This is a genomic window from Nocardia sp. NPDC051052 (assembly GCF_044456045.1).
Taxonomy (GTDB): domain Bacteria; phylum Actinomycetota; class Actinomycetes; order Mycobacteriales; family Mycobacteriaceae; genus Nocardia.
The window spans coordinates 341,001-365,314 of record NZ_JBITFL010000003.1 but is presented as its reverse complement, the minus strand read 5'-3'; the positions used below and the strand labels follow the sequence as shown (position 1 = coordinate 365,314).

Below are 24,314 nucleotides of genomic sequence, written 5' to 3'. Positions count from 1 at the left end.
TCTACAAATGTAGAGGACAGGGAGGTGTCATGGAAATCAACGGTGAAACGGACGTGGCCGCGCGGATTGTCCTGGACGCGGATCAGGAGCGGGCGGTGGCGCGGCTGGGGGAGCTGGTGGATCGGCGGGGGAGGCCGGTGCGGCGGCATCGGGGGATTTATTTGTATGGGCGGCCGGGGCGGGGGAAGACGATGGTGATGGACCGGTTCTTTGCCGGGGTCGCTTCGGAACGCAAGCGGCGCTTTCACTTTCATCAGTTCTTTGTCCGGTTGCACGCGGCAGCGCATGATTGCGGTTCCATCGATAAGGCGGTCGACTCGTTGCTCGGCGACGCGCGCCTGGTCTGCTTCGACGAATTCCATGTGCACGACATCGGTGATGCGATGCTCATCGCTCGAATGCTCGACGCATTGTTCAAGCGCCGAGTGATTCTGGTGGTGACGTCGAATTACCCACCCGAGGACCTGTTGCCGAATCCGCTGTTCCACGAGCGGTTTCTGCCGACGATCGCGCGGATCGTAGCGAACCTGGACGTGATTTCGGTCAACGGTCCGATGGACTATCGCACTCGGGTGAACCGATCACCGGACCGCCGAACAGGTTTCGCGGCCGGTCGTTATCAAAGCGATCCTGCGGACCGTCACGATCGGGCAGCCGATCGCACGACTCGGGATCACGCGAATCCGGACACAATCCAGATCCAGATCGGCACCCGCCGACTGCGCGCCCGATCCACCGCCGATGACACACTCACCATCGAATTCGCCTCGCTGTGCGGCACTCCCACCGCCACCGCCGACTATGTCGAACTGGCCCAGCGCTTCCGGCGGTGGACCATCTGCGACGTGCCACCCCTGCGCGACGTCCCAGCCGACTGGGCGATGCGTTTCGTCAACGTGGTCGACGTGCTCTACGACGCCGATCTGGCACTGACCCTGCGGGCCCGAGTCCCCTTGGCGGACCTGACCGGCGGTGTCCGGAATGTCCCCGATATCGCGCGACTCGCCAGCCGTCTTTGTGAACTATCCCAATTAGTACCTTCCCGCGTCGGATAGTTGCGCACGACGCGGCCGACCTGGGTCTGAGCAGCAGCATGCACGGTTTAAGAGGATGTATTCCGAAGTATTCGATTCCCTCCCGAGCGGACCGCCCGGCATGTAACTATGTGGCTGTTTTGTGCAGTACTCAGATTTGGTGGTAATCAGTGGCCGGGGCGCGAGCGCCGATAATGCGCGTGATCGTGCTGATCACGCTGCTGGTCCTTGCCGCGATCACCCTGCACGGATACATCCCAGGAGTGACCGAATCCCGCGATAATCGCCCCGCCTCTTCGGCATTGTCGGTGGCGCTGATGCCGGTGCTGCTCACCGTGTCCATGGTGATCCTGCTCGCCGGGGTGATCGCCAGCCAGCACCGCCTGCCGCTGGCCATGCCCGAGCCCGACCGCGACACCGACCGTCAGCAGTGGCGCCTCGGCCGCGTCGGCCTACTGGTGCTGGCCGGCCTCGCGGTCTTCGTCCTCATTCTGGCGGCCGCGGCCGCGGTGTTCTTCGTCGGCACGGGACGCGAAAGCGCGCCCCCACCACCGGCATCGGCCCCGACCACCGGCCAGCCACCGGCCGAGTTCGCCACCAGCGCGCCGGACCCCGGCAGCACCCCTGCCGAACTGACCGGCACCGCCTTGCTACTGACCGCCATCGCGGCCGCCGCGCTGGTCGGCGTGGCCATCGCAGGCCTGGTCGTGGTCACGGTGGCCGCGCGGCGTAGGCCCGCGCCTGCGGCACTGCCCTTGGTCCCGGTCGCACCGACCGCGGTGGACTCGCTGGCCAGGGCGGCCGAAATGGGCTTGGCCGCAATGAATGTGCCCGGTCAAGAGCCACGCGCCGCGATCATCGCCTGCTATGTCGCGATGGAACGCGGCCTCGCCTTCGATCGGGCCGCCGCCCCGCTGGCCTCGGACACCCCGATGGAAGTGCTGGCCCGCGCGTTCGAGCGCGGCGCGCTGCACGACGCGTCCGCGCGGGAACTGGTCTCGCTGTTCGAGGAGGCCAGGTTCAGCCCGCACGCGATGCTCGAATGGCAGCGGATGCGCGCCGAGCAACTGTTGCGAATCGTCCTGGCGGACTTGCAAGGAGAGGCGGCAGCTTGAATCGAACGGCCATCGTCGTCAGCGCCGCGATCGTCGTCGCGCTGATCGAGATCGTCACCCTCGACCGGGCACGCGGGGTGCTGTTGTTCGTCGCGGCGGTACCCGTCGCGGTCGCCTTCGGCTGGCTCGTCTGGTCGCTGCTGGAACGTGCGGAACCACGCGGCTACCAGGATATCGACGAGATCGAGAACGGCCCGGCCGAGATGCTGCGCCGCTGGCACGCCAGGGCGCAGATGCTCGCCGACCGGGCCGACGGCACCCGGGCCGACTGGGACCGGCACCTACGTCCCTTGCTGGCCAAGGAGTTCGAGCTATCCAGCGGGCAGCGGGTCGCGAAGAACCGCCGAGCGACCGAGGCGGCGGGTATCCATCTGTTCGGGCCGGAACTGTGGCGCTGGGTGGACCCGGCCAATTCGGCATTGCGTGATCAGACCACTAGGGCACCGGGCCGGGCGGCGCTGGACGAGATCCTGAGCCGCCTGCAGAGAATGTGAAATGGGTTGAGGCAAGTGCGGGTACACACATGACGATGCCGATGGATGTCACTGTCCAGCGCAGCGATGCCGTGCTCAGGGAGCTATCCCGGGTGATCGTCGGCAAGCAGGAAGAGATGCGGTTGATCATGGTCGCGGTGCTCGCCGGCGGTCACGTGCTGATCGAGGATCTTCCCGGCCTCGGCAAGACGTTGATCGCCAGATCGTTCGCCGCGGCGCTCGGCCTGCAGTTCACCCGGGTGCAATTCACGCCCGACCTGCTACCCGCCGATCTGCTCGGGTCGACCATCTACGACATGACCTCCGGCCGCTTCACCTTTCGGCGCGGACCGGTGTTCACCAACGTGCTGCTGGCCGACGAGATCAACCGGACCCCGCCGAAAACCCAGGCCGCGCTGCTGGAGTCGATGGCCGAGGGGCAGGTCAGCATCGATGGCGAAACCTTCCAGCTGCCACAGCCTTTCATCGTGCTCGCGACGGACAACCCGATCGAGTACGAGGGCACCTACCCGCTGCCGGAGGCCCAGCTGGACCGGTTCGCGATCCAGCTCCGGCTCGGCTACCTGTCCGAACAGGACGAGAAGCAGATGATCCGGCGGCGGTTGGAGCGTGGTTCGACCACGCCGCAGGTCACCCAGGTGGTGGACGCGAACGGGCTGATGGAGATGCGCCAATCGGTCGAGTACGTCACGGTGCACCCGGACGTGGTGAGCTACGTGGTCGCGCTCGCCTCGGCCACCAGGGCGCATCCACAGGTGGAGGTCGGCGCGAGCCCCCGCGCTGAACTGGACCTGGTGCAGATGTCGCGGGCCCGCGCGCTGCTGCTCGGCCGCGACTATGTGATTCCGGAAGACGTCAAGGCACTGGCGATTCCGGCCATGGCGCACCGGATCACCCTGCGGCCGGAGATGTGGGTGCGCCGGATCCGCGGCGAGGACGTGATCACCGAACTGCTGCGCCGCCTGCCTGTTCCGCGCGCCACTGTGACATGAGTGAACGCAGTGAGCGAATCATGTGCCAGCGCGCTATGTCCATGACGGAGCCGAGCGCCAGCGAGGCGCAGTCATGAGGCATCGCGACGCCAGCACTGCGGTAGAGGCCGAATTGCGTTGGCGCCCGGCACCGTTGGTCTTCATGCTGGCCGTCTGCGCCGCGGTGGCGCTGGTGCTCGCGGTCGTGCTCGGCCGGTGGCAGCTCGTCGTTTTCGCCGCGCCCCTGCTCGGCGTGCTCGCCACCGCGCCGTGGCAGCAGTCCTCGACCAAGATCCAGGTCGACGGCGGCGGGACGCTGCGGTGCTTCGAGTCCGAAGAGGTGGTGCTGACCGTCGCCGCGTTCGTCGAGCGGGGGCACGCGCTGTTGCGGCTGAAGCCGGAAATGGTCGCGGCACTGGGTTTCGAGGTCGAGGAGGCCAGTGATTCCGGCCTCGCGCCGGCCGGTCTGCGACTCGCCCTGTCGGCGGATCGGTGGGGCCGCTATCCGGTGTCGGTGCGGGTGTCCGCGCTCAGTCCGGCGGGCCTGGCGGTCGCGAACGTCGTGCTGCCCGCCGGGCAACTGTTCGTCTATCCGATCACCGATCCGCAGCGAATGCGGTTGCCGCGCACCGAACTTCCCGAGCGGCTCGGCACCCACCTGACCCGGCGGCACGGACCGGGCGTCGAGTACGCCGATATCCGCGCCTACGCGCCAGGTGACCAGCTGCGCATCGTCAACTGGCCGGTGAGTGCGCGGCGCGGCAGGCTGTACGTCACCGAGCGGCTGACCAACCGTTCCGCGGATGTCGTTGTGCTGGTAGACACCTCGCAGCAGGCGCCGGGCCCGGCCACCGATTCCCTCGAACTGTCGGTGCGCGGCGCGGCACAGGTGGTCCAATCCACCTTGCAGGCCGGTGACCGGACCGCGGTCGTCTGCCTCGGCCGGGGGCCGCGCTGGTTGCGCCCGGATATCGGGCGGCGCCAGTTCTATCGGATCGTCGACACCGTGCTCGACGTCGGCGACGAGTACATCCCCACCACCGGCACCCTGGCGCCACACTCGGCCGTGCCGCTCGGCGCCATCGTGGTCGCCTTCTCCACCCTGCTCGACACCCAGTTCGCGCTCGCGCTGATCGATCTTCGCAAACGCGGACACGTCGTCGTCGTGGTGGATGTCTTGCGCGGCACACCGTTTCGTGGATCGCTCGATCCGACCCTTGCCAAGATGTGGCAGCTCGAGCGGGCCTCCATGTACCGCGACATGGGCACCGTCGGCGTCGACATCGTGGCCTGGCCCGCCGACACCCGGCTCGATCAGATCATGCGCGTGCTACCCGAGCACCGCCGCACCGTGCGGGTGCGCCGATGACCAGATTCCTCGCCGTCCTGTCGGGTGTATTGCTGGTGACGTCGGTGGCGCTGCTGGAGCCATGGGCCGCCGTTCCAGCCCTGGTCCTGGTCGCGCTCGGCTGGTGGTTTCGTCCGGTCGCCGTCGCGGCCGTGCTGTCGGCCGTCGGCGTGCTCGCCGTCGCGAATCCCGGCGTACTCGCGGCCGCGGCAACGGGACTGGTCGCCACCACCTATCTTCTCAACGCCGCCACCGTCACCGCACCGCACGGCGTTGTCCCGACCACGGTGCCGTCGGTGACCGGCGCGGTCGGCTTCGCCGCCGCGGGCGTCGGTGCCGCCCTGCTGCCGCTGCGCCTGGCGTGGGCTCCGCTCGCGGCGCCGATACTGGTAATCCTGTTGTACGCCTTGGTAGTCCACGGTGCGGCGATCCGCCGCGCCCGCAACGGTGGCGAGCCCCGCCCGGCGGGCGCGCCCCAAACACAGCCACACACCCCCTGACCTAGTCGCGTGCGAGATGGATCAGGGGGCGCGCGGGAATGTCAGGCGGATCGGAACCGCAGGGTCACGTCGCCGAGGACGGGCGCGTCCTCGCGCTCGACGACTGTCGCGGCGATAGTCAATGCGTCGTCCTGCTGCCAAATGCGCGTGCGGATCGTCTCGCCCGGATAGAGCACACCCGCGAAGCGGGCCCGGAATCCGGTGACCCGGCTCGCATCCGCGCCGAGCACGGTGTCGGTGGCCGTTTTGCAGACGATGCCGTACGTGCACAACCCATGCAGGATGGGCGCGGGAAACCCAGCGGCGCGGGCGAATTCGGGATCCGAGTGCAGCGGATTACGGTCGCCGCACATGCGGTAGAGCAGCGCCTGCTGCGGCAGCGTCGGCGTCGTCACGTCGAAATCCGGTGCGCGATCGGGCAGTTCGGTCTTGGTGCTCGGCCCACGCTCGCCACCGAAGCCGCCTTCACCGCGCGCGAAGATCGAGGATCGCGCGGTCCACAGCGGCGCACCGTCGGAACCGGTGACGGTCTGCTCCTGCACCACCACCGCCGCGGCTCCCTTGTCCCAGAGCTCGGTGATCCGCCCCGTGCTCGTCGCCTTGCCCGACGCCGGGATCGGGCGGTGCACCTCCACCTCCTGATGGCCGTGCACCACCTTCGCCAGGTCGATGTCGATGCCGGGGAAGCTGACCCGCGGCGGTTCGGTCTCGTGCAGGGTCGGCGCTACCGTCGCGAACGTCGGCAGCACCTGCGGCCCGCGGTCGTCGAGGTAGCGCAGCTCGGCCGGATCGGTCCATCGCGTGCCCGCGCCGAGCCCCAGCTGGTACAGCTGCACATCGGACGGTGTCCACGCGAATTCGCGGCTCGGAAGTTGCGCCCCGAGCGCGACTTTCGGATCGATGGGCATCAGGATTCCTTGTTGCTCGGCAGCGGACGGGTCGGCTGTGCGGCTCGCTTCTCGACGATGTCGAGCACGGCCAGGTAGCCGAAGGTGAGCGCGGGTCCGATGGTGGCACCGGGGCCCGCGTAGGTGTGACCCATCACCGGAGTCGAGCTGTTGCCCGCGGCGTACAGCCCTTGGATCGGGCTGCCGTCCTCGCGCAGCACCCGGCCCGAGGTGTCGGCGACCAGGCCACCCTTGGTGCCCAGGTCGCCGGGCACGATCTTGGCGGCATAGAACGGGCCTTGCACCAGCGCCGCGAGGCACGGGTTCGGCTGCACCGTCGGATCGCCGTAGTACCGGTCGTAGTGGCTGTCGCCGCGGCCGTAGTCGGCGTCCTTCCCGGTCTCGGCGAAGGTGTTGAAGCGGGCGACGGTGGCGGCGAGGTCGGCCGAGGGCACGCCGATCTTGGTGGCCAGCTCCTCGATGGTGTCCGCCTTGACGATGTTGTCGTTCTCCATCCAGCGCGCCGGAAAACGCTGTCCTGGCTGCAGACCGGCGAAGATGTAGCGGTTGCGGTAGCGCTGGTCGAAAACCAGCCAGGCCGGGATGTTCTCGCCCGGCCCGTCGCCCTGGCCGTACTCGCCGCCGTACATGGTGTGCACGGCCTCGACGTAGGGCGCGGACTCGTTGCCGAACCGCTTGCCCTCGGCGTTGACCATGATGGTGCCCGGCAGATTGCGCTCGGCCAGCGCGAACCACGGCCGCCCACCCTTGAAGATGGTCGGACCCCACCAGGCGTCCTCCATGAAGCCGACGTCGCCGCCCGCCGCCATGCCCGCGACGATGCCGTCGCCGGTGTTGGCGGCCGCGCCGGTGGTCCACTCGGTGGTGATGGGCTGGCGCTGGTACTTGGTGCGCAGCTCGGCGTTGTGCTCGAAGCCGCCGGTACCGAGTACCACGCCGTGCCGCGCGGTGAAGGTGACCTGCTCGCCCTCGTGTTCGGCCTCGACCCCGGTGACCACGCCGTCCTCCACCACCAGCCCGGTCAGCGGGGTGTTCAGCAGCACCGGCACATTCGCGTCGAGCAGTCCCTTGCGCATGGCGGCGATGATCGCCTGGCCCATGCCGAGGATGTGCTTGCCGGTGGCCTTGGCCCAGTAGGCGCGCGCGCCGACCCGCAGTGCCCGCGCGATGCCCTTCGGATGCCTGCGGATCAGGTTGAGCCGGACGAAGTCGGCCTGCATCACGACTACGTTCAGCGGCGCCTTGGCGTAGGGCGGCTCCAGGTTGGCCAGTTCCGCGCCGAGCACCTTGGCATTGAACGGCGCGGGTTCGCACGAGCGGCCCTCGCCGAGCCCGCCCGGCGCCTCGGGGTAGTAGTCGGAGTAGCCAGGCACCCACTTCATCTTCAGCGGGGTGTGGTCGAGCACGAAGTCGAACGCCTCCGGACCCCGGTCGATGTAGGTGTCGATCCGTTCCTTGGGCACCACGTCGCCGATGATGCTGTGCAGGTAGGTGCGTGCCACCTCGCGGTCGTCAGGTCGGCCGGACGCGCGCAGCGCCTTGTTGCCGGGGATCCAGACGCCACCGCCGGAGCGTGCGGTGGACCCGCCGTAGTGCGCGGCCTTCTCGATGAGCACCACGCTGAGCCCGTGGTGGGCGGCGGTGAGGGCGCCGGTCATGCCCGCAGCGCCGCTGCCGACGACCACCACATCGTATTCCCGATCAATCATGTAGAACACGTTATAGAATGATGCGGCCATTGGTCTATGTTGTGTGGCAGAAGACTTACTTGGCTTTCCGCTTGCTGAGAAACTCGTTTCAGTTTCAGACCGGAGTGAACTACATGGGGTTCGATTGGGACCTGGTTGCCGACGTGGTCGTCGTCGGGTACGGCGCGGCCGGTGCCGCCGCCGCGCTGGAAGCGGCGGCCGAGGGCGCGCAGGTGCTCGCGCTGGAGCGGTTCGCCGGTGGCGGGGCGTCGGCGTTGTCCGGCGGCATCATCTACGCGGGCGGCGGGACGTCGGTGCAGCGCGAGGCCGGTGTCGCGGATACGCCCGAGGCGATGCTCGCGTACCTGGAGCGTGAGGTCGGCGCCGCGGTGTCGCCCGAGACGCTGCGCCGTTTCGTGGACGGCAGCCCGGCGATGATCGAGTGGCTGAAGGGCCATGGCGTTCCGTTCGAGGCGTCGCTGTGCCCGTACAAGACGTCGTATCCGAACGACAGCTACTACCTGTATTACTCGGGCAGTGAGATCTCCGGCGCGTTCCGCGACATCCCGGCGGCGCAGCGCGGGCATCGGGTCAAGGGCAAGGGTACCTCCGGCAAGCAGCTCACGGGTCCGCTCGCCGCCGCCGCTTCCCGGCTCGGCGTCCGAGTCGAAACCCTCACGCAGGTAACCCAACTGATCCTCGACGAAGCGGGCACGGTGATCGGCGTCGAGTGCCGGACGTTGCGTGACGCACCGGGCCGGGTCCGCGAGCGGTACACGCGGATGGCGAAGGTCGCCGCCAAGCCCGGCATCTACTACCCGCCGCTGCGCGCCGCGCTGGAAAAGCGGCTGGACCGATTGGATCGGCAGTACGGCAAGACAATTCACGTGCTCGCCAGGCGTGGCGTGGTGCTCAGCGCCGGTGGGTTCATCGCCAACCGAGGCATGCTGCGCGAATACGCGCCGGCCTATCGCGGCGGGCTCGCGCTCGGCACCACCGGCGACGACGGCAGCGGCATCCTGCTCGCCCAGCGGGTCGGCGCGGCCACCGATCGAATGGGCAATGTGTCCGCGTGGCGATTCCTGCTGCCGCCCAGCGCGTTTACCGGCGCGGTGCTGGTCGATGCCGCGGGCCTTCGGGTCATCGACGAGACCAGATACGGCGCCGCGGTCGGCCACGCGCTCATCACCGAACACGACGGCAAAGGCTGGCTACTCGCCGACGACGAGCTGATGCGGACCGCCATCGGCCAGATCGGCAAGCAGGGCGCCTGGTTCCAGCGCGGGCAGTTCGAGGCGATGCGGCGCACCGCCATTCGCGGCGCCACCCTCGAGGCCGTCGCGGCGAAGGCCGGGATCGACGTGATCGGATTGCGGGCGACGGTGGACGCGCACAATGCCGCGATCGAACACGGCACCCCGGACCCGGTCGGCAAGCCGGCCGAGTTCACCAAACCGCTGCACACCGGGCCGTTCTGGTTGTTGGATGTGGGCATCAAACCGAGCCTGGCCAATCCGTGCCCGATGCTCACCCTCGGCGGCATCGTCGTGGACGAGCACACCGGCGCGGTGAAATCGACTGCTGGAAACGATATTCCAGGGCTTTTCGCGGCCGGTAGGACCGCCATCGGCATCTGCTCGGAGTCTTATGTCAGCGGGCTGTCGCTGTCGGACTGCATCTTCTCCGGCCGCCGGGCCGGTCGGTCCGCGGCAGGCGAACAAGCGGTGCTGTCCGATCAACTCGGGACGCTCGATCAAGCAATAGGGAAGGGAAACTAGCGTGCTGTCCGACACGGTACGAACCGCACTGGCCGACGAGCTCGAGCTCGCCGAACGCGATCGGGTGGCGATCGATCCGCTGGTAGCGCGGCATCCGGACATCGATGTGGTCGATGCCTACGAGATCCAGCTGATCAACATCCGGCGCAGGCTCGACACCGGCGCCAGGATCGTCGGGCACAAGGTAGGCCTGTCGTCCAAGGCCATGCAGCAGATGATGGGTGTGGATGAACCCGACTACGGTCATCTGCTCGCGGAAATGGAAGTCTACGAGGACGTTCCGGTCGAGGCCGATCGCTATCTGTTCCCCCGGGTCGAGGTGGAGGTCGGCTTCGTGCTCGGCGCCGACCTGCCCGGCGCGGACTGCACCGAGGCCGACGTGCTCGCCGCGACGGTCGCCTTCGCGCCCGCCGTCGAGCTGATCGACTCGCGGATCAAGGACTGGAAGATCGGCCTGACCGACACCATCTCCGACAACGCGTCCTCCGCCGGCTACGTCCTCGGCCCGGAACGGGTGGCGCCCAAGGACATCGACGTCAAGTCGATCGACGCGGTGCTCACCCGCAACGGCGAGGTGGTGGCCGAGGGACGCAGCGACGCCGTGCTCGGTGACCCGGTGATCGCGGTGGCCTGGCTGGCCCGCAAGGTCGCCGGCTTCGGGGTGCGGCTGAAGGCGGGCGACATCGTGCTGCCCGGCTCGTGCACCCGCGCCATCGACGCAAGGCCGGGCGACAACTTTCATGCCGAGTTCGCTGGACTCGGTTCTGTCCGTTTGCAATTCATCTAGGAGGCTTGTGGTGTCCGACAACGGGACCGTCACCGCCGCGATCGTCGGGTCCGGCAATATCAGTACCGATCTGCTCTACAAACTGCTGCGCTCGGAGGCGATCGAGCCGCGGTGGATGATCGGGATCGATCCCGACAGCGAGGGTTTGAAGCGGGCCCGCGGCCTGGGGTTGGCGACCTCGGCCGAAGGGGTGGACTGGCTGCTCGGCCAATCCGAGCTGCCCGACCTGATTTTCGAGGCGACCTCGGCGTATGTGCATCGCGCCGCCGCGCCGAAGTATGCCGAAGCGGGCATCCGGGCGGTGGATCTCACGCCCGCCGCCGTCGGCCCCGCCGTGGTGCCGCCGGTGAACCTCGGCGCGAATCTGGATGCGCCGAACGTCAACATGATCACCTGCGGTGGGCAGGCGACCATCCCGATCGTGGCGGCCGTATCGCGCGTGGTCCCGGTGGTTTACGCGGAGATCGTCGCCTCGGTGTCGTCGGTCTCGGCAGGCCCGGGTACCCGCGCCAACATCGACGAGTTCACCAAGACCACCAGCCGCGGCGTCGAGACCATCGGGGGCGCCCAGCGTGGCAAGGCGATCATCATCCTGAATCCGGCCGAGCCGCCGATGATCATGCGCGACACCATCTTCTGCGCCATCCCCGAGGACGCCGACACCGACGCCATCACCGACTCCATCCACCGGATGGTCGCCGATATCCAGCAGTACGTGCCCGGTTACCGCCTGCTCAACGATCCGCAGTACGACCCGCCGTCGGTGATTTCCGGTGGCATGGCGAAGGTTTCGGTGTTCGTCGAGGTCGAAGGCGCGGGCGACTTCCTGCCGCCGTACGCGGGCAACCTCGACATCATGACCGCCGCCGCGACGCAGGTCGGCGAGGTCATCGCCGGGCAGATCGTCTCGGCACGGGTGTAAGGAGCGAAAACATGTCTTACTCAGCAGAACTCGACATCCGGGTCACCGACACCTCGCTGCGCGACGGATCCCATCACAAGCGGCACCAGTTCACCGCCACCGAGGTCCGCGATATCGTCGCCGCCCTCGACGGCGCGCGCGTTCCGGTCATCGAGGTGACCCATGGCGACGGCCTCGGCGGGTCCTCGTTCAACTACGGCTTCTCCAAAACCCCTGAGCAGGAACTGATCAAGATCGCCGCGGAGACGGCGACCCACGCCAAGATCGCGGTGCTGATGCTGCCCGGCGTCGGCGTCAAGGAAGACATCAAGGTCTCCCAGGACAACGGCGCCTCGATCTGCCGCATCGCCACCCACTGCACCGAGGCCGACGTCTCCATCCAGCACTTCGGCCTGGCACGCGACCTCGGCCTGGAAACCGTTGGCTTCCTGATGATGTCGCACAGCCAACCGCCCGAGATGCTGGCCAAGCAGGCGCGCATCATGGCCGACGCGGGCTGCCAGTGCGTCTACGTCGTCGACTCGGCAGGCGCCCTCGTGCTCGACCAGGTCACCGACCGGGTAGCGGCCCTGGTCGCCGAACTCGGTTCCGATGCCCAGGTCGGCTTCCACGGCCACGAAAACCTCGACCTTGCCGTCGCCAACTCCATCTACGCCATCCGGGCCGGCGCCACCCAAATCGACGGCAGCGCCCGCCGTTTCGGCGCGGGCGCAGGCAACACCCCCGTCGAGGCGCTGGTCGGCGTCTGCGACAAACTCGATATCAAAACCGGCATCGACTTCTACGCCATCGCCGACGCCGCCGAAGACGTAGTCCGGCCGGCCATGCCCCAGGAATGCCTCCTGGACCGCTCCTCCCTCATGATGGGCTACGCGGGCGTCTACTCCAGCTTCCTCAAGCACGCCGAACGCCAAGCCGAACGCTACGGAGTTTCCGCCGCCGAAATGCTCGTCCGCGCAGGCAAACGCAAACTCGTCGGCGGCCAAGAAGACCAGCTCATCGACATCGCCCTTGAACTCCAGCGGGAAAAAGAAACCGTCCCCGCCACCTGACCGACCAGCTGATGTCGCGATAACGCGCCGCGACATCAGCTGTATCCGTACTGAATTCGCCAGCCCGACCACCCGAGCAGTTCGACGATGATCGCATTCAGTGCACCGGTCCCGCCCACCATGTCGAGCCGCTCACCCCACGGTCTACGGATACCCACCGCAGAATCCGGCGCTAGGACTGGCAGAGTTCGTCGGCTTCTCGCCGCATCGCCGCGGCGTCGACGCGCGGCAGACTTCGGTATCGCTCGATCAGTTCGTCAGTGGTGAGTCGTCGTCGTCCGGCTGCAGGGGGTCGGCGACGGTTGTGCCGCGGCGAACCACTGCCGCAGCGTATTCCAGCGTGGCGAGGATGTCCGCTGTCTCCAGCTCGGGGTAGTCCGCGACGACTTCCTCGGCGATCATCCCTGATGCCAGCAGGCCTAGGATCAGCTCCACGGGATGGCGCAGGCCGCGCACGACGGGCTTGCCGTGACAGACGGAGGGGTCGGTGGTGATCCGGCCGAGCAGGGACATCGGCCCAGTGTATGCAGACACTGGATCCTGCCGCCCGGTGTTTACAACCAGGTGTCGAGGGTGGTTGTGGTGAGGAAGTGGTCGAGGTCGGCGCGCCAGGGGGCCGGGGTGGTCTTTTCGGGTTCTATGGCGGTGTATTGGCCGCGGTAGAAGAGGAGGGGGCGGCCGGAGTCCGTGGATTCCGAGAGGGCTTGGACTCGGCCGATGACTATGTAGTGGTCGCCGCCGTCTACGACGCTGTCTACGGTGCATTCGATGGTGGCGAGGGCGTCGTCCAGGACGGGGACGGCGAGGGGGGACGTGTGCCATGGGGTGTCCGCGAACTTGTCGGGTTCGCGGGAACCGAAGCGGGCACACACTTCTCGCTGTTCTTCGGCGAGGACGTTGACGCAGAAGCGGCCGGATTTTTCGATGGCCGCCCAGGAGCGCGACGTCTTGGTGGGGCAGAACAGGATCAGGGGTGGGTCGAGGGAGAGAGCGGCGAAGGATTGACAGGCGAAACCGATCGGCGCTTCGGCATCATCGAAGGTGGTGATAACGGTGATGCCGGTGCAGAACTGGCCGAGCACAGTGCGGAAGGCCCGTGCGTCGATCTCGGGTTGGGTCATCGTTTCGCTCGCCCTCTGCTCACCCACCCCGCTGGCTTCGCCAGCTGCCGTCCCCTTGCCGATCACTGCTGGCGCTGCCCGACGGTGAAGTCGTGCCCCCACAGGCTCACGGCGGTGGACTCGCGCGCGATCCAATCAGTGTCATCGACTTCGAGTCCCTCGCAGCCGAATTCGACGTCGAAGCCACCCGGCGTCTTCATGTAGAAGGACAGCATCTTGTCGTTGACGTGCCTGCCGAGGGTCGCCGACATCCGAACCTTCTTGCGCAGCGCGCGATCCAGGCACAGCCCGACATCGTCGGCGTCTTCCACCTCGAGCATCAGGTGCACGATGCCGCTCGACGTCGGCATGGGCAGGAACGCCAGCGAGTGGTGCCGCGGGTTGCAACCGAAGAAGCGCAGCCAGGCCGGGTCGCCGTCGGCCGGGCGCCCGACCATCTGCGGCGGCAACCGCATCGAGTCGCGCAGCCGGAAACCGAGCACGTCCCGGTAGAACTCCAGTGCGGCCTGATCGTCCTTGGTGCTGAGCACCACGTGCCCGAGCCCTTGCTCCTCGGTGACGAACCGGTGCCCGTACGGGCTCACCACCCGCCGATGTTCCAGTGCCGCACCGTGAAACGCCTCCAGGGTGTTCCCGGAGGGGTCGTCGAAACGGATCAGCTCGTGTACCCGTCGATCGGCCAGCTCCGCGGCGGTGCCCTCCTTGTAGGGCACGCCCGCGGTCTCCAGCTGAGTCCGAATATCCTGCAGCTCTTCGGCGTTGGCGGTCTCCCAGCCCGAGATCTGCAGTGCGTCCTTCTCGCCGGGCACGATCACCAGCCGCGCCGGGAATTCATCCATCCGCAGATACAGCGCGTCCGGATTCCCGCCCTTGCCTTCGATCATGCCGAGCACCTTGAGCCCGTACTCGCGCCAGGCGGCCATGTCGGTCGCCTCGATGCGCAGGTAGGCCAGTGATCGAATCCCCATCACTTCTCCTTGGGACCGGCGAGGAAATCGCCTGTCAGCCGGTTGAATTCGTCGAACTTCTCCAATTGTGCCCAGTGTCCACAGCCGCCGAACACGTGCAGCTGGACCCGGGGAATGACCTTGGTCGCGACCAGCGCGCCGTCGAGCGGATTCACCCGGTCCTCGCGACCCCAGATGAGCAGCACCGGCTGACGCAACTTGTACGCGTCGCGCCAGAGCATGCCCTTCTCGAAATCCGCACCGGCAAAAGACTTCCCCATCGCGCGGGCCGCGGCAAGTGATTCCGGCGTGCTCGCCGAGGCGAACCGTTCATCGATCAGCTCGTCGGTGATCAGCGACTGATCGAAGACCATGATCCGCAGGAACGCCTCGAGATTTTCCCTGGTCGGCTGGTAGCTGAACTTGCCGAGCAGCTTGACGCCCTCGGTCGGGTCGGGCGCGAACAGGTTGGTGCTCAACCCGCCCGGACCCATCAGTACCAGTTTCCCGGCCCGATCCGGATAGTCCAGCGCGAACCGCACGGCCGCACCGCCACCCAGCGAATTGCCGAGCAGGTGCACCCGCGAGGTGATCTCCAGGTGATCGAGCAGATCCTTCAGCGCCGAGGCGCTGTGCACGAAGTACTGCGGATGCTCGGTCGGCTTGTCCGACTGCCCGTACCCGGGCTGGTCCACGGCGAGCACATGAAAGTTCTGCGCCAGCACCGGGATATTGCGGGAGAAGTTCGACCAGGACGACGCGCCGGGCCCGCCGCCGTGCAGCAGCACGATCGTCGGCCCGTTGCCCACACCCGCCTCGTGGTAGTGCAGTCGCAGATCCGGCCGCACCTGCGCGAAGCGGGAGGTCGACTCGGCGGTGATTTCCGCGGTAGTAGTCACGACTCCACCTCGCTGGCGCTCGGCTCCGCCGTGCCTACTAGGGCGCTGTAATTTCGGTTCACTCGCTGACGCTCGTTCACCAGAACTCCTACACCATCGCGTCGGTGACGGGCAGCCCGAACTCGTGCTGGCCGTACATCTGGTAGGCCCGCTCGGGATCGTTGGCCGCGTGGACTCGGCCCGCGTGCGCGTCACGCCAGAAGCGTTGCAGCGGCGTGCCGTTGGCCAGTGCGGTGGCCCCGGAGCTCTCGAACAGCTTGTCGATAGCGGCAATCGAGCGTCCGGTGGCGCGCACCTGATCCCGTCGGGCCCGCACTCGCAGGTCGAACGGAATCTCCTTGCCCGCCAACAAGAGCGCGTATTCGTCGGCGACATTGCCCGACAGCTGCCGCCAGGCCGCGTCGATATCGCTGGACGCCTCCGCGATGCGCACCTTGGCGAACGGGTCGTCCTTCGCCTTTTCGCCCGCGTAGGCCGCGCGAATCCGCTTGCCCTGGTGCTCGACGTGGGCGTCGTACGCGCCGTAGGCCATGCCGACGATGGGGGTGGCGATGGTCGTGGGATGGATAGTGCCCCAGGGCATCTGGTACACCGGATCGGTGTTCTGTGCCAGGCCGGGGGCCGTCAGCTCGCTCATCTTGCGGAAGCTGAGGAATCGGTGTCTCGGGACGAAAACGTCCTTCACCACAACGGTATTGGAGCCGGTGCCGCGCAACCCGACGACATTCCAGACGTCATCGATCTGATAGTCGTCGCGCGGGATGAGGAAGCTGCCGAAGTCGACCGGCTTGCCGTCCTTGATGACCGGGCCGCCGAGCACCGCCCAGGTGGCGTGGTCGGAACCCGAGGACCAGGCCCACGAGCCGTTGACGAGGTATCCGCCCTCGGTCACCACGCCCGCGCCCATCGGCGCGTACGACGAGGAGATCCGCACCTCGGTGTCCTCGCCCCAGACGTCTTGCTGCGCCTGCTGGTCGAACAGCGCCAGATGCCAATTGTGTACGCCGACAATGCCTGCCACCCAGCCGGTGGACCCGCACGCACTCGCCAGCTTGCGCACCGTGTCGTAGAACACCACCGGGTCGGCCGCGTGACCACCCCACTGCTTGGGCTGCAGCAGCCGGAAGAACCCGGTTTCCTGCAGTGCCTTCATGGATTCGTCGGGGATGCGCCGCAGGTCCTCGGCCTCCTGCGCGCGCTCGCGCAGGGTCGGCAACAGCGCGTCGACCCGTTCGGTCACTTCTTGCGTCATCTCGGGACCTGCTCCTGCCTGGTCAATTGGATAACCGGTACTCATTTGCTTCTGAGACTAGAACAGGTTCTTATTTCTGTCGAGAACGGGTGTCGATCGCGTGGCGTAGATGGACATGTGCAGGAAGTGGCGGGAATCGCTGGCGTGGAACGCGACATTTTTGTAACGTGTTCTAGTACAGAAGGAGGAGGATTCGCGATGGCAGTTACCCCACAGGGGAGCGGTGCGAAGGTCCGGGAGTTAGACGTCGGGACCGTGCCCACCCGCTATGCGAGGGGATGGCATTGCCTCGGTCTGGCCAAGTCGTTCCGCGACGGCAAGCCGCACGCGGTGAATGTGTTCGGCACCAAACTCGTGATCTGGGTCGATAGCGGCAATGAGCTGCGGGTGCTCGACGCCTACTGCAGGCATATGGGCGGCGACCTGAGCATGGGCGAGGTCAAGGGCGACGACATCGCCTGCCCGTTCCACGACTGGCGCTGGTCCGGCACGAACGGCAAATGCACCGCGATCCCGTATGGGAAGCGGGTGCCTCCCTTGGCGCGTACCCGGAAGTGGACGACGCTGGAGCGCAACGGCCAGCTGTTCGTCTGGCACGACGTCGAGGGCAGCCAGCCGCCGCCGGAGGTGACGATCCCGCATATCAAGGGCCCTTACACCGATGTCGACGGTAACCCGGTCGAGCAGCTCGACAGCGGCTGGACCGACTGGACCTGGAACTCCATGCTGATCGAGGGCGCGAACTGCCGCGAGATCATCGACAACGTGGTCGACATGGCGCACTTCTTCTACATCCACTTCGCCTTCCCGACCTACTTCAAGAACATCTTCGAGGGGCACATCGCCACTCAGTACTTGAATACCAAGGGCAGGCCGGACATCGGGATGGCCTCCAAATATGGCGGCGACACCACGCTGACCTCGGAAGCCTCGTACTTCGGGCCGTCCTACATGATCAATCCGCTGGTGAATCTCTACACCGGCTACGAGGTCAAGAGCGTCCTGATCAACTGCCACTACCCGGTGAGCCAGGACTCCTTCATGCTGCAGTGGGGCATCACGCTGGAGAAGCCACAGGGCGTCGAGGGCGACATGGCCGACAAGCTGGCCGCGAAGATGACCGAGGGCATCAGCGTCGGCTTCCTGCAGGACGTCGAGATCTGGAAGCACAAGTCCAAGGTCGAGAATCCGCTGCTGTGCGAGGAGGACGGCCCGGTCTACCAGCTGCGACGCTGGTACGACCAGTTCTATGTCGACCTGGCCGACGTGACCGACAAGATGACGCAGCGCTTCGAGTTCGAGGTGGACACCACCAAGGCGAACGAGGTGTGGGAGGCCGAGGTCGCGGAGAACCTGCGCCGCAAGCGCGAGGCCGACGAGGCAGCGGCCAAGCAGGCGGAGGCCGGGGTCTGATGGCGGCCACCTGGGCGAAAGCACCCGACTTCGCCGACCAGCCTGCGCGGCAGGCCGAAGTGCGCGCCCAGACGGTGGTCGACAAGCAGCACTATCTGGAGCAGGGCCTGACACCACTGCGGTGTCAGGCCTGCCAGAGCCAGGTGCTGGTGCGCAAGAGCAGTTCGCACCAGACCTCGGTGCAGTGGACCGAGCCGCCGCAGACACACTGCCCTGTCTTCGCGGAGCTCAGCCGGAACGGGGCCGGTCTCGGTCGTCCCGACTCCTGCCCGCAGTTGGAGAAGACCATCAAATGGGCTGTGGACGAAGGTGTGGTCGAGGTTCCGGAGTAGTCGATCTGACAACGTCGGCGGCCGTCGTATCGGCAGTTGGCCAAGGCGTAGCTGACCGTTTTCCCATGTCGCGTGGGCTGTTCTATTGTCCGGAACGAAACTGTTCCGGAGATGGGGGCGCCCACGCAGCAGGCTGGATTCATCGAACTCACGGCACGGCGGCGCCCGCGCACAAGGACCTGGTGGCCACGTCCAGCCTCGACGACGTGGTGCTGACCTCCGCGTTCACCGCCCTACCGACCAAACGTAAAGCCGAGTGGGCAACTGCGGAAGGTAGGGATCAATCCATTTGGAAGTCGGCGAAGTCGAAACCGGGGGAGACGAAGCAGCTCACCAGCACGTACTCGTCGCCAGCGGGTCGTGCGGCTTGACTGACACCGCCGGGCACCACGGCCTGCAGCACCTGACCGTGCTCGACGTCGGGGCCGAGGACGACTTCCTCGCCGCCGATGTTCAGCACCAGCGGGCCGCCGCGCTGCCAGAGCCACAGTTCGTCGGAGCGGACCGTATGCGGCGCGGACTGCTCGCCGGCCAGCAGCAGAAAGTAGATCGCGGTCGCGCTGGATCGTGCGCCGTCGTAGCCTTCCGGTTTGAATTCGACGGCGCTGCGCCAGGTTTCGCGGAACCAGCCACCCTCCGGGTGCGGTGCCAGGTCGAGGGCGGCGGCGAGTTCGGGTCGGTTGTCGGTCATCATTCGACTATGCCTGATTCGCGGACGGTGCTGCCGGACGCCCGCGGTGAAAAATCAGGTGACCGGAGCTGAACTGCCGCGATACCGTGGCTGAACACCATGGTGGGTGTAGCTCAGTTGGTCAGAGCGCCTGGTTGTGGACCAGGAGGTCGCGGGTTCAAGTCCGGTCACTCACCCGAAAGAGGCGCCGGTCCGGCGCCTCTCGCGCGCTCAGCGCTCCGCGATGCGCCAGGTGATGCCGAACGGCACCAGCGCGTCGAGGAATTCGGCCGCGTCGAAGGCCTCGGCCGCCGCCAGCGCGCCCGGCTTCGTGGTGCCCTCCGCCAGCCGGACGGCGACCGCCACCGCCATCAGGGCCGAATCGCGGTAGGAGTGCACGCCACTCACGACGCCGCGGACTGCGTGGCCGTCCACTCCGAACGCGTCGACGACGAGGTCGTAGCGCAGGTTTGCGCTCGGTGCGTCGGGTAGCGAGTCGATGATGTCGGCGGTGAAGCCGCTCAGCGTGTCCAGGATCGAAGTGGCAAGCACGCCTTCGACATACGAGACATTCGAGTGGCGCGGAATGGTAAGTACCGGCGGCTGCGGGAATTTCGCGACCGCGGTCGGTGCGGTGTCACCCGGGAAGGTCATCGAGGCGTGCCGAGCCGTTGCGCCGGTGTGCAATTCGCCGTCCGCGTAGTTCCAGCCGCCGCTGCGGAACCAGTCCAGGCTGGCCAGCACCGTCTTCGCGCTGCCCTTGGAACCGTTGCCGCCGCTCTTGCTGAGATGGCTGACCACGACCTCGGCCGGACCGGCGACCCGGCGGGTGGTCAGGTATCCGAGCAGGTCGCCGGGCAGATTACTGTCGGTGACGCCGGAAACCAGGCTCACCCCGGCCGCTTCGGCGCGCGGTCCGAACTCGTCGAACACCTGCTTCAGGAACAGTTGCTCGCCGGACATGTCGGTGTAGTTCGCTCCGGCGTCGATCGCCGCGGCCAGCACCGCCGGTCCGTGCTCGACGTACGCGGGCAGGCTGCTGATCACCACGTCGGCGCCGGTGAACGCGGCGACCAGTGCGTCGTGGTCGGCAAGATCGGCTACCCGGATCTGGGCGTTCGGGAGGTCGGCGGCCACTGCGGCGGCACGGATGCGGGCTTCGTTGCGGCCCACCAGGATTGGCGTGAAGCCGCGACGGTGAAGTTCGGTGAGGACGTAACCGCCGGTGATCCCGGTGGCGCCATAGACGGCGATGGTCTTGCTGGACTGGGTGGGGCTCGTCGATGTCATGGCTCAAACCTATGGCCGGTGAATGAGTTAACCAATGGCTGTATTGCTCGTTGATATATCTCAAACACTCAGTTCGGAGCGCTAGGGTGAGTGTGTGGATATTCTCAGCGAAACCATTGCCGCCATCCGCACAGGCAGTCCGACCTCCGGGATGTTCATTCGGCACGCACCATGGGGACGCAGCTACCCGGTTGTGCCCGGCGCCGGGTTCCACGTCGTGCTGCAGGGCTCCTGCTGGCTGGTGCCGCCGGGTGGCACGCCGATGGCGCTCGGTGTCGGCGACGTCGTCTTCATGCCGCGTGGCGCCGACCACGACCTGGTCGACAGCCTCGACAGTTCGGTTACCGAGCGAGCGCAGCCGGGGGAACCGAGGGAGGTTACCGGTCCCGGGGTGCGCGCGGCATTGCTGTGCGGTGCCTACGAACTCGGCAGGCAGCGGAGCCATCCGATGCTCGACGAGCTGCCCGAGTTCATCCACCTTCCGGCCCTGCCGGGACGGCATCCCGCGCTGCGCGGCGCAGTCGACCTCCTTGCCGCCGAAATCGCCGAACCGCGTCCCGGCAGCGATGCCGCCGTCCCCGCCCTGCTCGAAACGCTGGTGCTCTTCGTCCTGCGCGCGTGGCTAGATGAACAGTCCAATACTCAATCCACTGGCTGGGCAGGCGCTTTCGCCGATCCCGCGGTCGCCTCGGCGCTGCGTGCCGTGCACGAGGATCCGGCGCGATCGTGGACCGTCCCGGATCTCAGCGATGTCGCAGGCGTCTCCCGCGCCACCCTCGCCCGCCGCTTCAGCGCCACCGTCGGCGAACCACCCCTCGCCTACGTCACCCGCTGGCGCATGCTCACCGCCGCCCGCCTGCTCCGCGACACCGACGCGCCGCTCGGCACCGTAGCCCGAAAGGTCGGCTACACCTCCGAATTCGCCTTCGCCAAGGCCTTCAAACGCGAATACGGCCTAGCCCCAGGCCAATACCGCCGATCCGAAGACAAGCCCCCACTCGTCGCAGTCTGACCTACGGCTGCAGGTTCGGTGGTGGAGGCGACGCGGGCTGCCCATATGCCGAAGGGCTGCACGCTGGAAAGACGGCCAATTCCAACTCAGCTGAACGGCGACTTCGGGCGTGCCTGTAGTTCTCCGTCGAGGTAGGTGTCGACCTTCTCGTTGTAGAAGCAGACCAGGCCCGCGACCTTCTGGCTCTCCGGGAGCGGCGTGCGGTAGCCCCATACGTAATCCTGGTATTCGGTGTCGCCGAGGCGAACGGTCCAGTAGTCGGCGGTGCCCTTGTATGGGCAGCTGGTGTGGGTGTCCGATGCGTGCAAAAGGTCCATTCGGACGTCGGTCATCGGCAGGTAATACCTTGCGGGAAGGCCGGTTTCGAAGAGGATCCGGGGGGAGTGCGAATCGGCGACGGTGACGCCGTCGATTTCGATCCGCACGTGCCGGGAGCTGCCGAGGATGTCGACCCTGGAGTACGGATCGCGCGGGTGGACGTAGACCGGCTCGTCTTCCTCGAACCACTCGTCCATCTTGTTCCAGTCGAGCCGCACCAGGTCGTTCAGCTCGGTCAGCGGTGAATCGTGATAGCGCAGCGCGGCAGCGGCGGCGGTGGTGCCGTCCACGACCACGTCGTATTCCGTCGCGTCACCGCGACTGGTGGAGTGGTGGGATTGGCCCGTCGGCTCGAGTTTCGCCCGCAGATCCGCGGCCCGAATGTAGTAGGTCGGATAGTGCGGACCCTCCCACACCAGCACCGGGTGAGCCGTATCGGCCACTACCCGGCCACCGAGAAATACCCGAACTCGCTTCTGGCTGGTTTCGATCTTTACCCGGCCTCGCTGCGCATCGCCCATGACATCCGACGGTACTCCCGAGCAGCGTCTCCAGCAGGTATCGCAGGCAGCACAGCTGCCTGAACCCTGCCGGGGTCCAGGCAGCTGTTGGTCGGCTCAGTCGCCGACGGTGATCGCCTCGGCCTCGGCGACGCTGTGCGGCGCCGGATCGTGCTCGTCGATGTGCGCGAGTGCCGCACGACCAGCCAGCAGCACGAGCACCGCGGCCGCGGTGCAGGCCGCGCCGACCCAGAACGGCAGCGCGATGCTGTGCTCGCCGAGCTTGCCCGCGAGATACGGGGCGGCCGCACCACCGGCGAAGCGGACGAAGCTGTAGGCCGCCGAGGCGGTCGAACGTTCGACCGGCGCGGAGATCATCACGGCCTCGGTAATCAGGGTGTTGTTCACGCCGAGGAACAGTCCGGCCAGCACGGTGCCGATGATCAGCCCCGGCTTGTGCTCGGCGAACGCCGCCATCACCGCGAGGTCCGCGGCGAACAACGCGATCGACAGCCCCATCATCGGCAGCGAACCGAACCGCCGCTGCAACCGCGGCGCCAGGAACACCGACGAAAGCGCGAGCAGAATGCCCCAGCCGCAGAAGATGAAGCCGATCGCGTAGGTGCCCATATCCAGCGGGAACGGTGTGTAGGCGAGCAGGGTGAAGAAGCCGAAGTTGTAGAGCAGCGCGGTGAGGCTGACGGTCAGCAGGCCGCGGTGCCGCAGTGCGAGGAACGGGGCGGCGATCGAGGTGTGATGCGTCGGCTTCGGTCCTTCGGGCAGCAGCACAACGATGCTGACCAATGCCACGGCCATCAGTACGGAAACCCCGAAAAATGGTCCACGCCAGCTGATTCCGCCGAGTACGCCGCCCAGCAGTGGACCGGTCGCGATGCCGATGCCGAGCGCGGCCTCATAGAGGATGATCGCGCGGGCGACCCCGCCGCTGGCCGCGCCGACAATGGTGGCAAGCGCGGTGGCGATGAACAAGGCGTTGCCGAGCCCCCAGCCCGCGCGGAATCCGACGATCTGGGTGACGGTGTCGGACAACCCTGCCAGCGCCGCGAACACGATGATGATGGCCAGGCCGGCCACCAGCGTCTTCTTCGCGCCGAACCGGCTGGACACCACGCCAGTGATCAACATGGCCACGCCCGTCACCAGCATGTAACTGGTGAACAACAGCGAAACCTGCGACGGTGAGGCGTGCAGTTGCTCGCCGATCGGTTTCAGGATCGGATCTACCAACCCGATCCCCATGAAGGCGATCACGCTCGCAAACGCAACGGCCCAAACGGCTTTCGGTTGGCGGTTCGTCGCGGTGGTGTCCGCGCCTGCGGCGCGTGCAGGAGCAAAAGTGCTCATCGACTTTCCCTTTATATCGGATTGTGCTGTGGCGTAGCCGTTTTCAGGGCCTCCAGCAGTTCGTTCAAATCGGTGTCCATGCGGGCGAGGCGTTCGGTATCGAAGCCGCCGAGCCGCGTGGTGAGAGCGGCGGCGAACGCCTGCCGCGCCTGGGTGAGCCGGTTGCGTCCGGCCGGGGTGAGTTCGACGACGACGGCCCTGGAGTCCGCCGAGTCCTTGCGCCTGGTCGCGAAGCCATCCGCGACCAGCCTGCCGATCAGCGTCGTTGCTGCCGGCTGGGAACAGCGGTCGATCCTGGCGAACTCACTGACCCGCACGGCCCCGTGTTCATCGAGCACCGCGAGTGCCCGCAACACCGCCCGCGGCAGGTCGTCGCCGCTGATCACCCCGGCCAGCCGAGTGAGCCTGCCCGCGGTTACGAGTAGATCGACGACAATGTCATCCGCTGTGTTCACCTGAGCCTGCGTCACCCAAATATTATTACATAAGCTAACTATCTATGTCCCGTGAACTCGATCACCGATCCGAAAAAAGCCCCGGCATGCGGCGCATACCGGGGCTTTGACCTGGAGTTCTGGACGTATGTGTTGCCAAAAGC

At 66.9% G+C, this 24,314-nt stretch carries 26 protein-coding genes and 1 tRNA gene; 14 read left to right on the top strand and 13 right to left on the bottom strand.

The genetic code is table 11. From position 1 onward, the window contains the following. Positions 1 to 29 precede the first annotated feature (29 nt). The 6 genes from zapE (at position 30) to ACIBCN_RS11980 (ending at position 5,462) form a co-directional block, all read left to right on the top strand. Positions 30 to 1,055, top strand: a complete 1,026-nt coding sequence (gene zapE / locus ACIBCN_RS12005; protein ID WP_396991523.1) for a cell division protein ZapE — start codon at positions 30 to 32, stop codon at positions 1,053 to 1,055. Between the two features lie 149 nt (positions 1,056 to 1,204). Continuing rightward, on the top strand, positions 1,205 to 2,149 hold the full coding sequence (locus tag ACIBCN_RS12000; protein WP_396991522.1) for a DUF4129 domain-containing protein: 945 nt from the start codon (positions 1,205 to 1,207) through the stop codon (positions 2,147 to 2,149). Beyond that, entirely contained in the window at positions 2,146 to 2,643 is a 498-nt protein-coding gene (locus ACIBCN_RS11995) for a hypothetical protein (protein WP_396991521.1), read from the top strand. Before ACIBCN_RS12000 ends, ACIBCN_RS11995 begins: the two co-directional genes overlap by 4 nt. Before the next feature lie 29 nt (positions 2,644 to 2,672). After that, positions 2,673 to 3,635, top strand: a complete 963-nt coding sequence (locus tag ACIBCN_RS11990) for an AAA family ATPase (RefSeq protein WP_396991520.1) — start codon at positions 2,673 to 2,675, stop codon at positions 3,633 to 3,635. Positions 3,636 to 3,708: 73 nt separating this feature from the next. Continuing rightward, a complete protein-coding gene (locus ACIBCN_RS11985) occupies positions 3,709 to 4,983 on the top strand; it encodes a DUF58 domain-containing protein (RefSeq protein WP_396991519.1) in 1,275 nt (424 codons plus the stop codon). After that, positions 4,980 to 5,462, top strand: coding sequence for a hypothetical protein (locus tag ACIBCN_RS11980; RefSeq protein ID WP_396991518.1), 483 nt, complete (start codon positions 4,980 to 4,982; stop codon positions 5,460 to 5,462). Before ACIBCN_RS11985 ends, ACIBCN_RS11980 begins: the two co-directional genes overlap by 4 nt. A 41-nt stretch (positions 5,463 to 5,503) precedes the next feature. Here ACIBCN_RS11980 and ACIBCN_RS11975 read toward each other — a convergent pair whose 3' ends face one another. Together ACIBCN_RS11975 and kstD are read right to left on the bottom strand one after the other, a co-directional pair. Further along, positions 5,504 to 6,370: a MaoC/PaaZ C-terminal domain-containing protein gene (locus ACIBCN_RS11975; protein WP_396991517.1), complete on the bottom strand. Its 867-nt coding sequence runs from the start codon at positions 6,368 to 6,370 to the stop codon at positions 5,504 to 5,506. Continuing rightward, on the bottom strand, positions 6,370 to 8,088 hold the full coding sequence (gene kstD, locus ACIBCN_RS11970) for a 3-oxosteroid 1-dehydrogenase (RefSeq protein ID WP_396991879.1): 1,719 nt from the start codon (positions 8,086 to 8,088) through the stop codon (positions 6,370 to 6,372). The genes ACIBCN_RS11975 and kstD overlap by 1 nt, the downstream gene beginning before the upstream one ends. A gap of 104 nt (positions 8,089 to 8,192) precedes the next feature. Here kstD and ACIBCN_RS11965 point away from each other — a divergent pair, with 104 nt between their 5' ends. The 4 genes from ACIBCN_RS11965 to dmpG are packed head-to-tail and all read left to right on the top strand — an operon-like array spanning position 8,193 to position 12,597. Continuing rightward, positions 8,193 to 9,836: an FAD-binding protein gene (locus ACIBCN_RS11965; protein WP_396991516.1), complete on the top strand. Its 1,644-nt coding sequence runs from the start codon at positions 8,193 to 8,195 to the stop codon at positions 9,834 to 9,836. A 1-nt stretch (position 9,837) separates the two neighbouring features. Further along, on the top strand, positions 9,838 to 10,623 hold the full coding sequence (locus ACIBCN_RS11960) for a 2-keto-4-pentenoate hydratase (RefSeq protein WP_396991515.1): 786 nt from the start codon (positions 9,838 to 9,840) through the stop codon (positions 10,621 to 10,623). 10 nt (positions 10,624 to 10,633) lie between these two features. Then, positions 10,634 to 11,545: an acetaldehyde dehydrogenase (acetylating) gene (locus ACIBCN_RS11955; protein WP_396991514.1), complete on the top strand. Its 912-nt coding sequence runs from the start codon at positions 10,634 to 10,636 to the stop codon at positions 11,543 to 11,545. Between the two features lie 11 nt (positions 11,546 to 11,556). Continuing rightward, on the top strand, positions 11,557 to 12,597 hold the full coding sequence (dmpG, locus tag ACIBCN_RS11950) for a 4-hydroxy-2-oxovalerate aldolase (RefSeq protein WP_396991513.1): 1,041 nt from the start codon (positions 11,557 to 11,559) through the stop codon (positions 12,595 to 12,597). A 35-nt stretch (positions 12,598 to 12,632) separates the two neighbouring features. Here the strand turns inward: dmpG and ACIBCN_RS11945 are convergent, their stop codons facing one another. The 6 genes from ACIBCN_RS11945 to hsaA form a co-directional block, all read right to left on the bottom strand. Further along, positions 12,633 to 12,755 (bottom strand): hypothetical protein, encoded by a 123-nt coding sequence (locus tag ACIBCN_RS11945; RefSeq protein ID WP_396991512.1) that lies wholly within the window; start codon positions 12,753 to 12,755, stop codon positions 12,633 to 12,635. Between the two features lie 91 nt (positions 12,756 to 12,846). After that, positions 12,847 to 13,110 (bottom strand): DUF433 domain-containing protein, encoded by a 264-nt coding sequence (locus ACIBCN_RS11940; RefSeq protein WP_396991511.1) that lies wholly within the window; start codon positions 13,108 to 13,110, stop codon positions 12,847 to 12,849. 41 nt (positions 13,111 to 13,151) lie between these two features. Beyond that, the gene (hsaB, locus tag ACIBCN_RS11935; RefSeq protein ID WP_396991510.1) at positions 13,152 to 13,718 is read right to left on the bottom strand and encodes a 3-hydroxy-9,10-secoandrosta-1,3,5(10)-triene-9,17-dione monooxygenase reductase subunit; all 567 of its coding nucleotides are present in this window, start codon (positions 13,716 to 13,718) and stop codon (positions 13,152 to 13,154) included. Positions 13,719 to 13,780: 62 nt separating this feature from the next. Continuing rightward, positions 13,781 to 14,686, bottom strand: a complete 906-nt coding sequence (hsaC, locus tag ACIBCN_RS11930) for an iron-dependent extradiol dioxygenase HsaC (RefSeq protein WP_396991509.1) — start codon at positions 14,684 to 14,686, stop codon at positions 13,781 to 13,783. Then, the gene (hsaD, locus tag ACIBCN_RS11925) at positions 14,686 to 15,564 is read right to left on the bottom strand and encodes a 4,5:9,10-diseco-3-hydroxy-5,9,17-trioxoandrosta-1(10),2-diene-4-oate hydrolase (RefSeq protein WP_396991508.1); all 879 of its coding nucleotides are present in this window, start codon (positions 15,562 to 15,564) and stop codon (positions 14,686 to 14,688) included. The genes hsaC and hsaD overlap by 1 nt, the downstream gene beginning before the upstream one ends. 88 nt (positions 15,565 to 15,652) lie before the next feature. Beyond that, positions 15,653 to 16,816 carry a 3-hydroxy-9,10-secoandrosta-1,3,5(10)-triene-9,17-dione monooxygenase oxygenase subunit gene (gene hsaA / locus ACIBCN_RS11920; protein ID WP_396991507.1) on the bottom strand — a complete coding sequence of 388 codons (1,164 nt, stop codon included), beginning with the start codon at positions 16,814 to 16,816 and terminating at the stop codon, positions 15,653 to 15,655. 198 nt (positions 16,817 to 17,014) lie between these two features. Here hsaA and ACIBCN_RS11915 point away from each other — a divergent pair, with 198 nt between their 5' ends. Together ACIBCN_RS11915 and ACIBCN_RS11910 are read left to right on the top strand one after the other, a co-directional pair. After that, on the top strand, positions 17,015 to 18,229 hold the full coding sequence (locus tag ACIBCN_RS11915; RefSeq protein WP_396991506.1) for a Rieske 2Fe-2S domain-containing protein: 1,215 nt from the start codon (positions 17,015 to 17,017) through the stop codon (positions 18,227 to 18,229). Beyond that, positions 18,229 to 18,561 carry a hypothetical protein gene (locus ACIBCN_RS11910; RefSeq protein WP_396991505.1) on the top strand — a complete coding sequence of 111 codons (333 nt, stop codon included), beginning with the start codon at positions 18,229 to 18,231 and terminating at the stop codon, positions 18,559 to 18,561. Before ACIBCN_RS11915 ends, ACIBCN_RS11910 begins: the two co-directional genes overlap by 1 nt. 280 nt (positions 18,562 to 18,841) lie before the next feature. Here ACIBCN_RS11910 and ACIBCN_RS11905 read toward each other — a convergent pair whose 3' ends face one another. Beyond that, positions 18,842 to 19,255 carry a cupin domain-containing protein gene (locus tag ACIBCN_RS11905; RefSeq protein ID WP_396991504.1) on the bottom strand — a complete coding sequence of 138 codons (414 nt, stop codon included), beginning with the start codon at positions 19,253 to 19,255 and terminating at the stop codon, positions 18,842 to 18,844. A gap of 99 nt (positions 19,256 to 19,354) precedes the next feature. On the opposite strand from ACIBCN_RS11905, the gene ACIBCN_RS11900 reads away from it, so the two are divergent. After that, positions 19,355 to 19,428 (top strand) — tRNA-His (locus ACIBCN_RS11900). Positions 19,429 to 19,462: 34 nt separating this feature from the next. On the opposite strand, the gene ACIBCN_RS11895 is transcribed toward ACIBCN_RS11900, so the two are convergent. Continuing rightward, positions 19,463 to 20,521 (bottom strand): saccharopine dehydrogenase NADP-binding domain-containing protein, encoded by a 1,059-nt coding sequence (locus tag ACIBCN_RS11895; RefSeq protein WP_396991503.1) that lies wholly within the window; start codon positions 20,519 to 20,521, stop codon positions 19,463 to 19,465. 94 nt (positions 20,522 to 20,615) lie between these two features. Between ACIBCN_RS11895 and ACIBCN_RS11890 the strand changes: the two genes are divergently transcribed. Further along, positions 20,616 to 21,533 carry an AraC family transcriptional regulator gene (locus ACIBCN_RS11890; protein ID WP_396991502.1) on the top strand — a complete coding sequence of 306 codons (918 nt, stop codon included), beginning with the start codon at positions 20,616 to 20,618 and terminating at the stop codon, positions 21,531 to 21,533. A gap of 86 nt (positions 21,534 to 21,619) precedes the next feature. Here ACIBCN_RS11890 and ACIBCN_RS11885 read toward each other — a convergent pair whose 3' ends face one another. The 3 genes from ACIBCN_RS11885 to ACIBCN_RS11875 form a co-directional block, all read right to left on the bottom strand. Then, complete coding sequence (locus ACIBCN_RS11885; RefSeq protein WP_396991501.1) at positions 21,620 to 22,372, bottom strand: DUF427 domain-containing protein; 753 nt, start codon at positions 22,370 to 22,372, stop codon at positions 21,620 to 21,622. Positions 22,373 to 22,468: 96 nt separating this feature from the next. Beyond that, positions 22,469 to 23,716 (bottom strand): MFS transporter, encoded by a 1,248-nt coding sequence (locus tag ACIBCN_RS11880; RefSeq protein WP_396991500.1) that lies wholly within the window; start codon positions 23,714 to 23,716, stop codon positions 22,469 to 22,471. Positions 23,717 to 23,727: 11 nt separating this feature from the next. Next, positions 23,728 to 24,186 carry a MarR family winged helix-turn-helix transcriptional regulator gene (locus ACIBCN_RS11875; protein ID WP_396991499.1) on the bottom strand — a complete coding sequence of 153 codons (459 nt, stop codon included), beginning with the start codon at positions 24,184 to 24,186 and terminating at the stop codon, positions 23,728 to 23,730. Between the last annotated feature and the right edge of the window lie 128 nt (positions 24,187 to 24,314).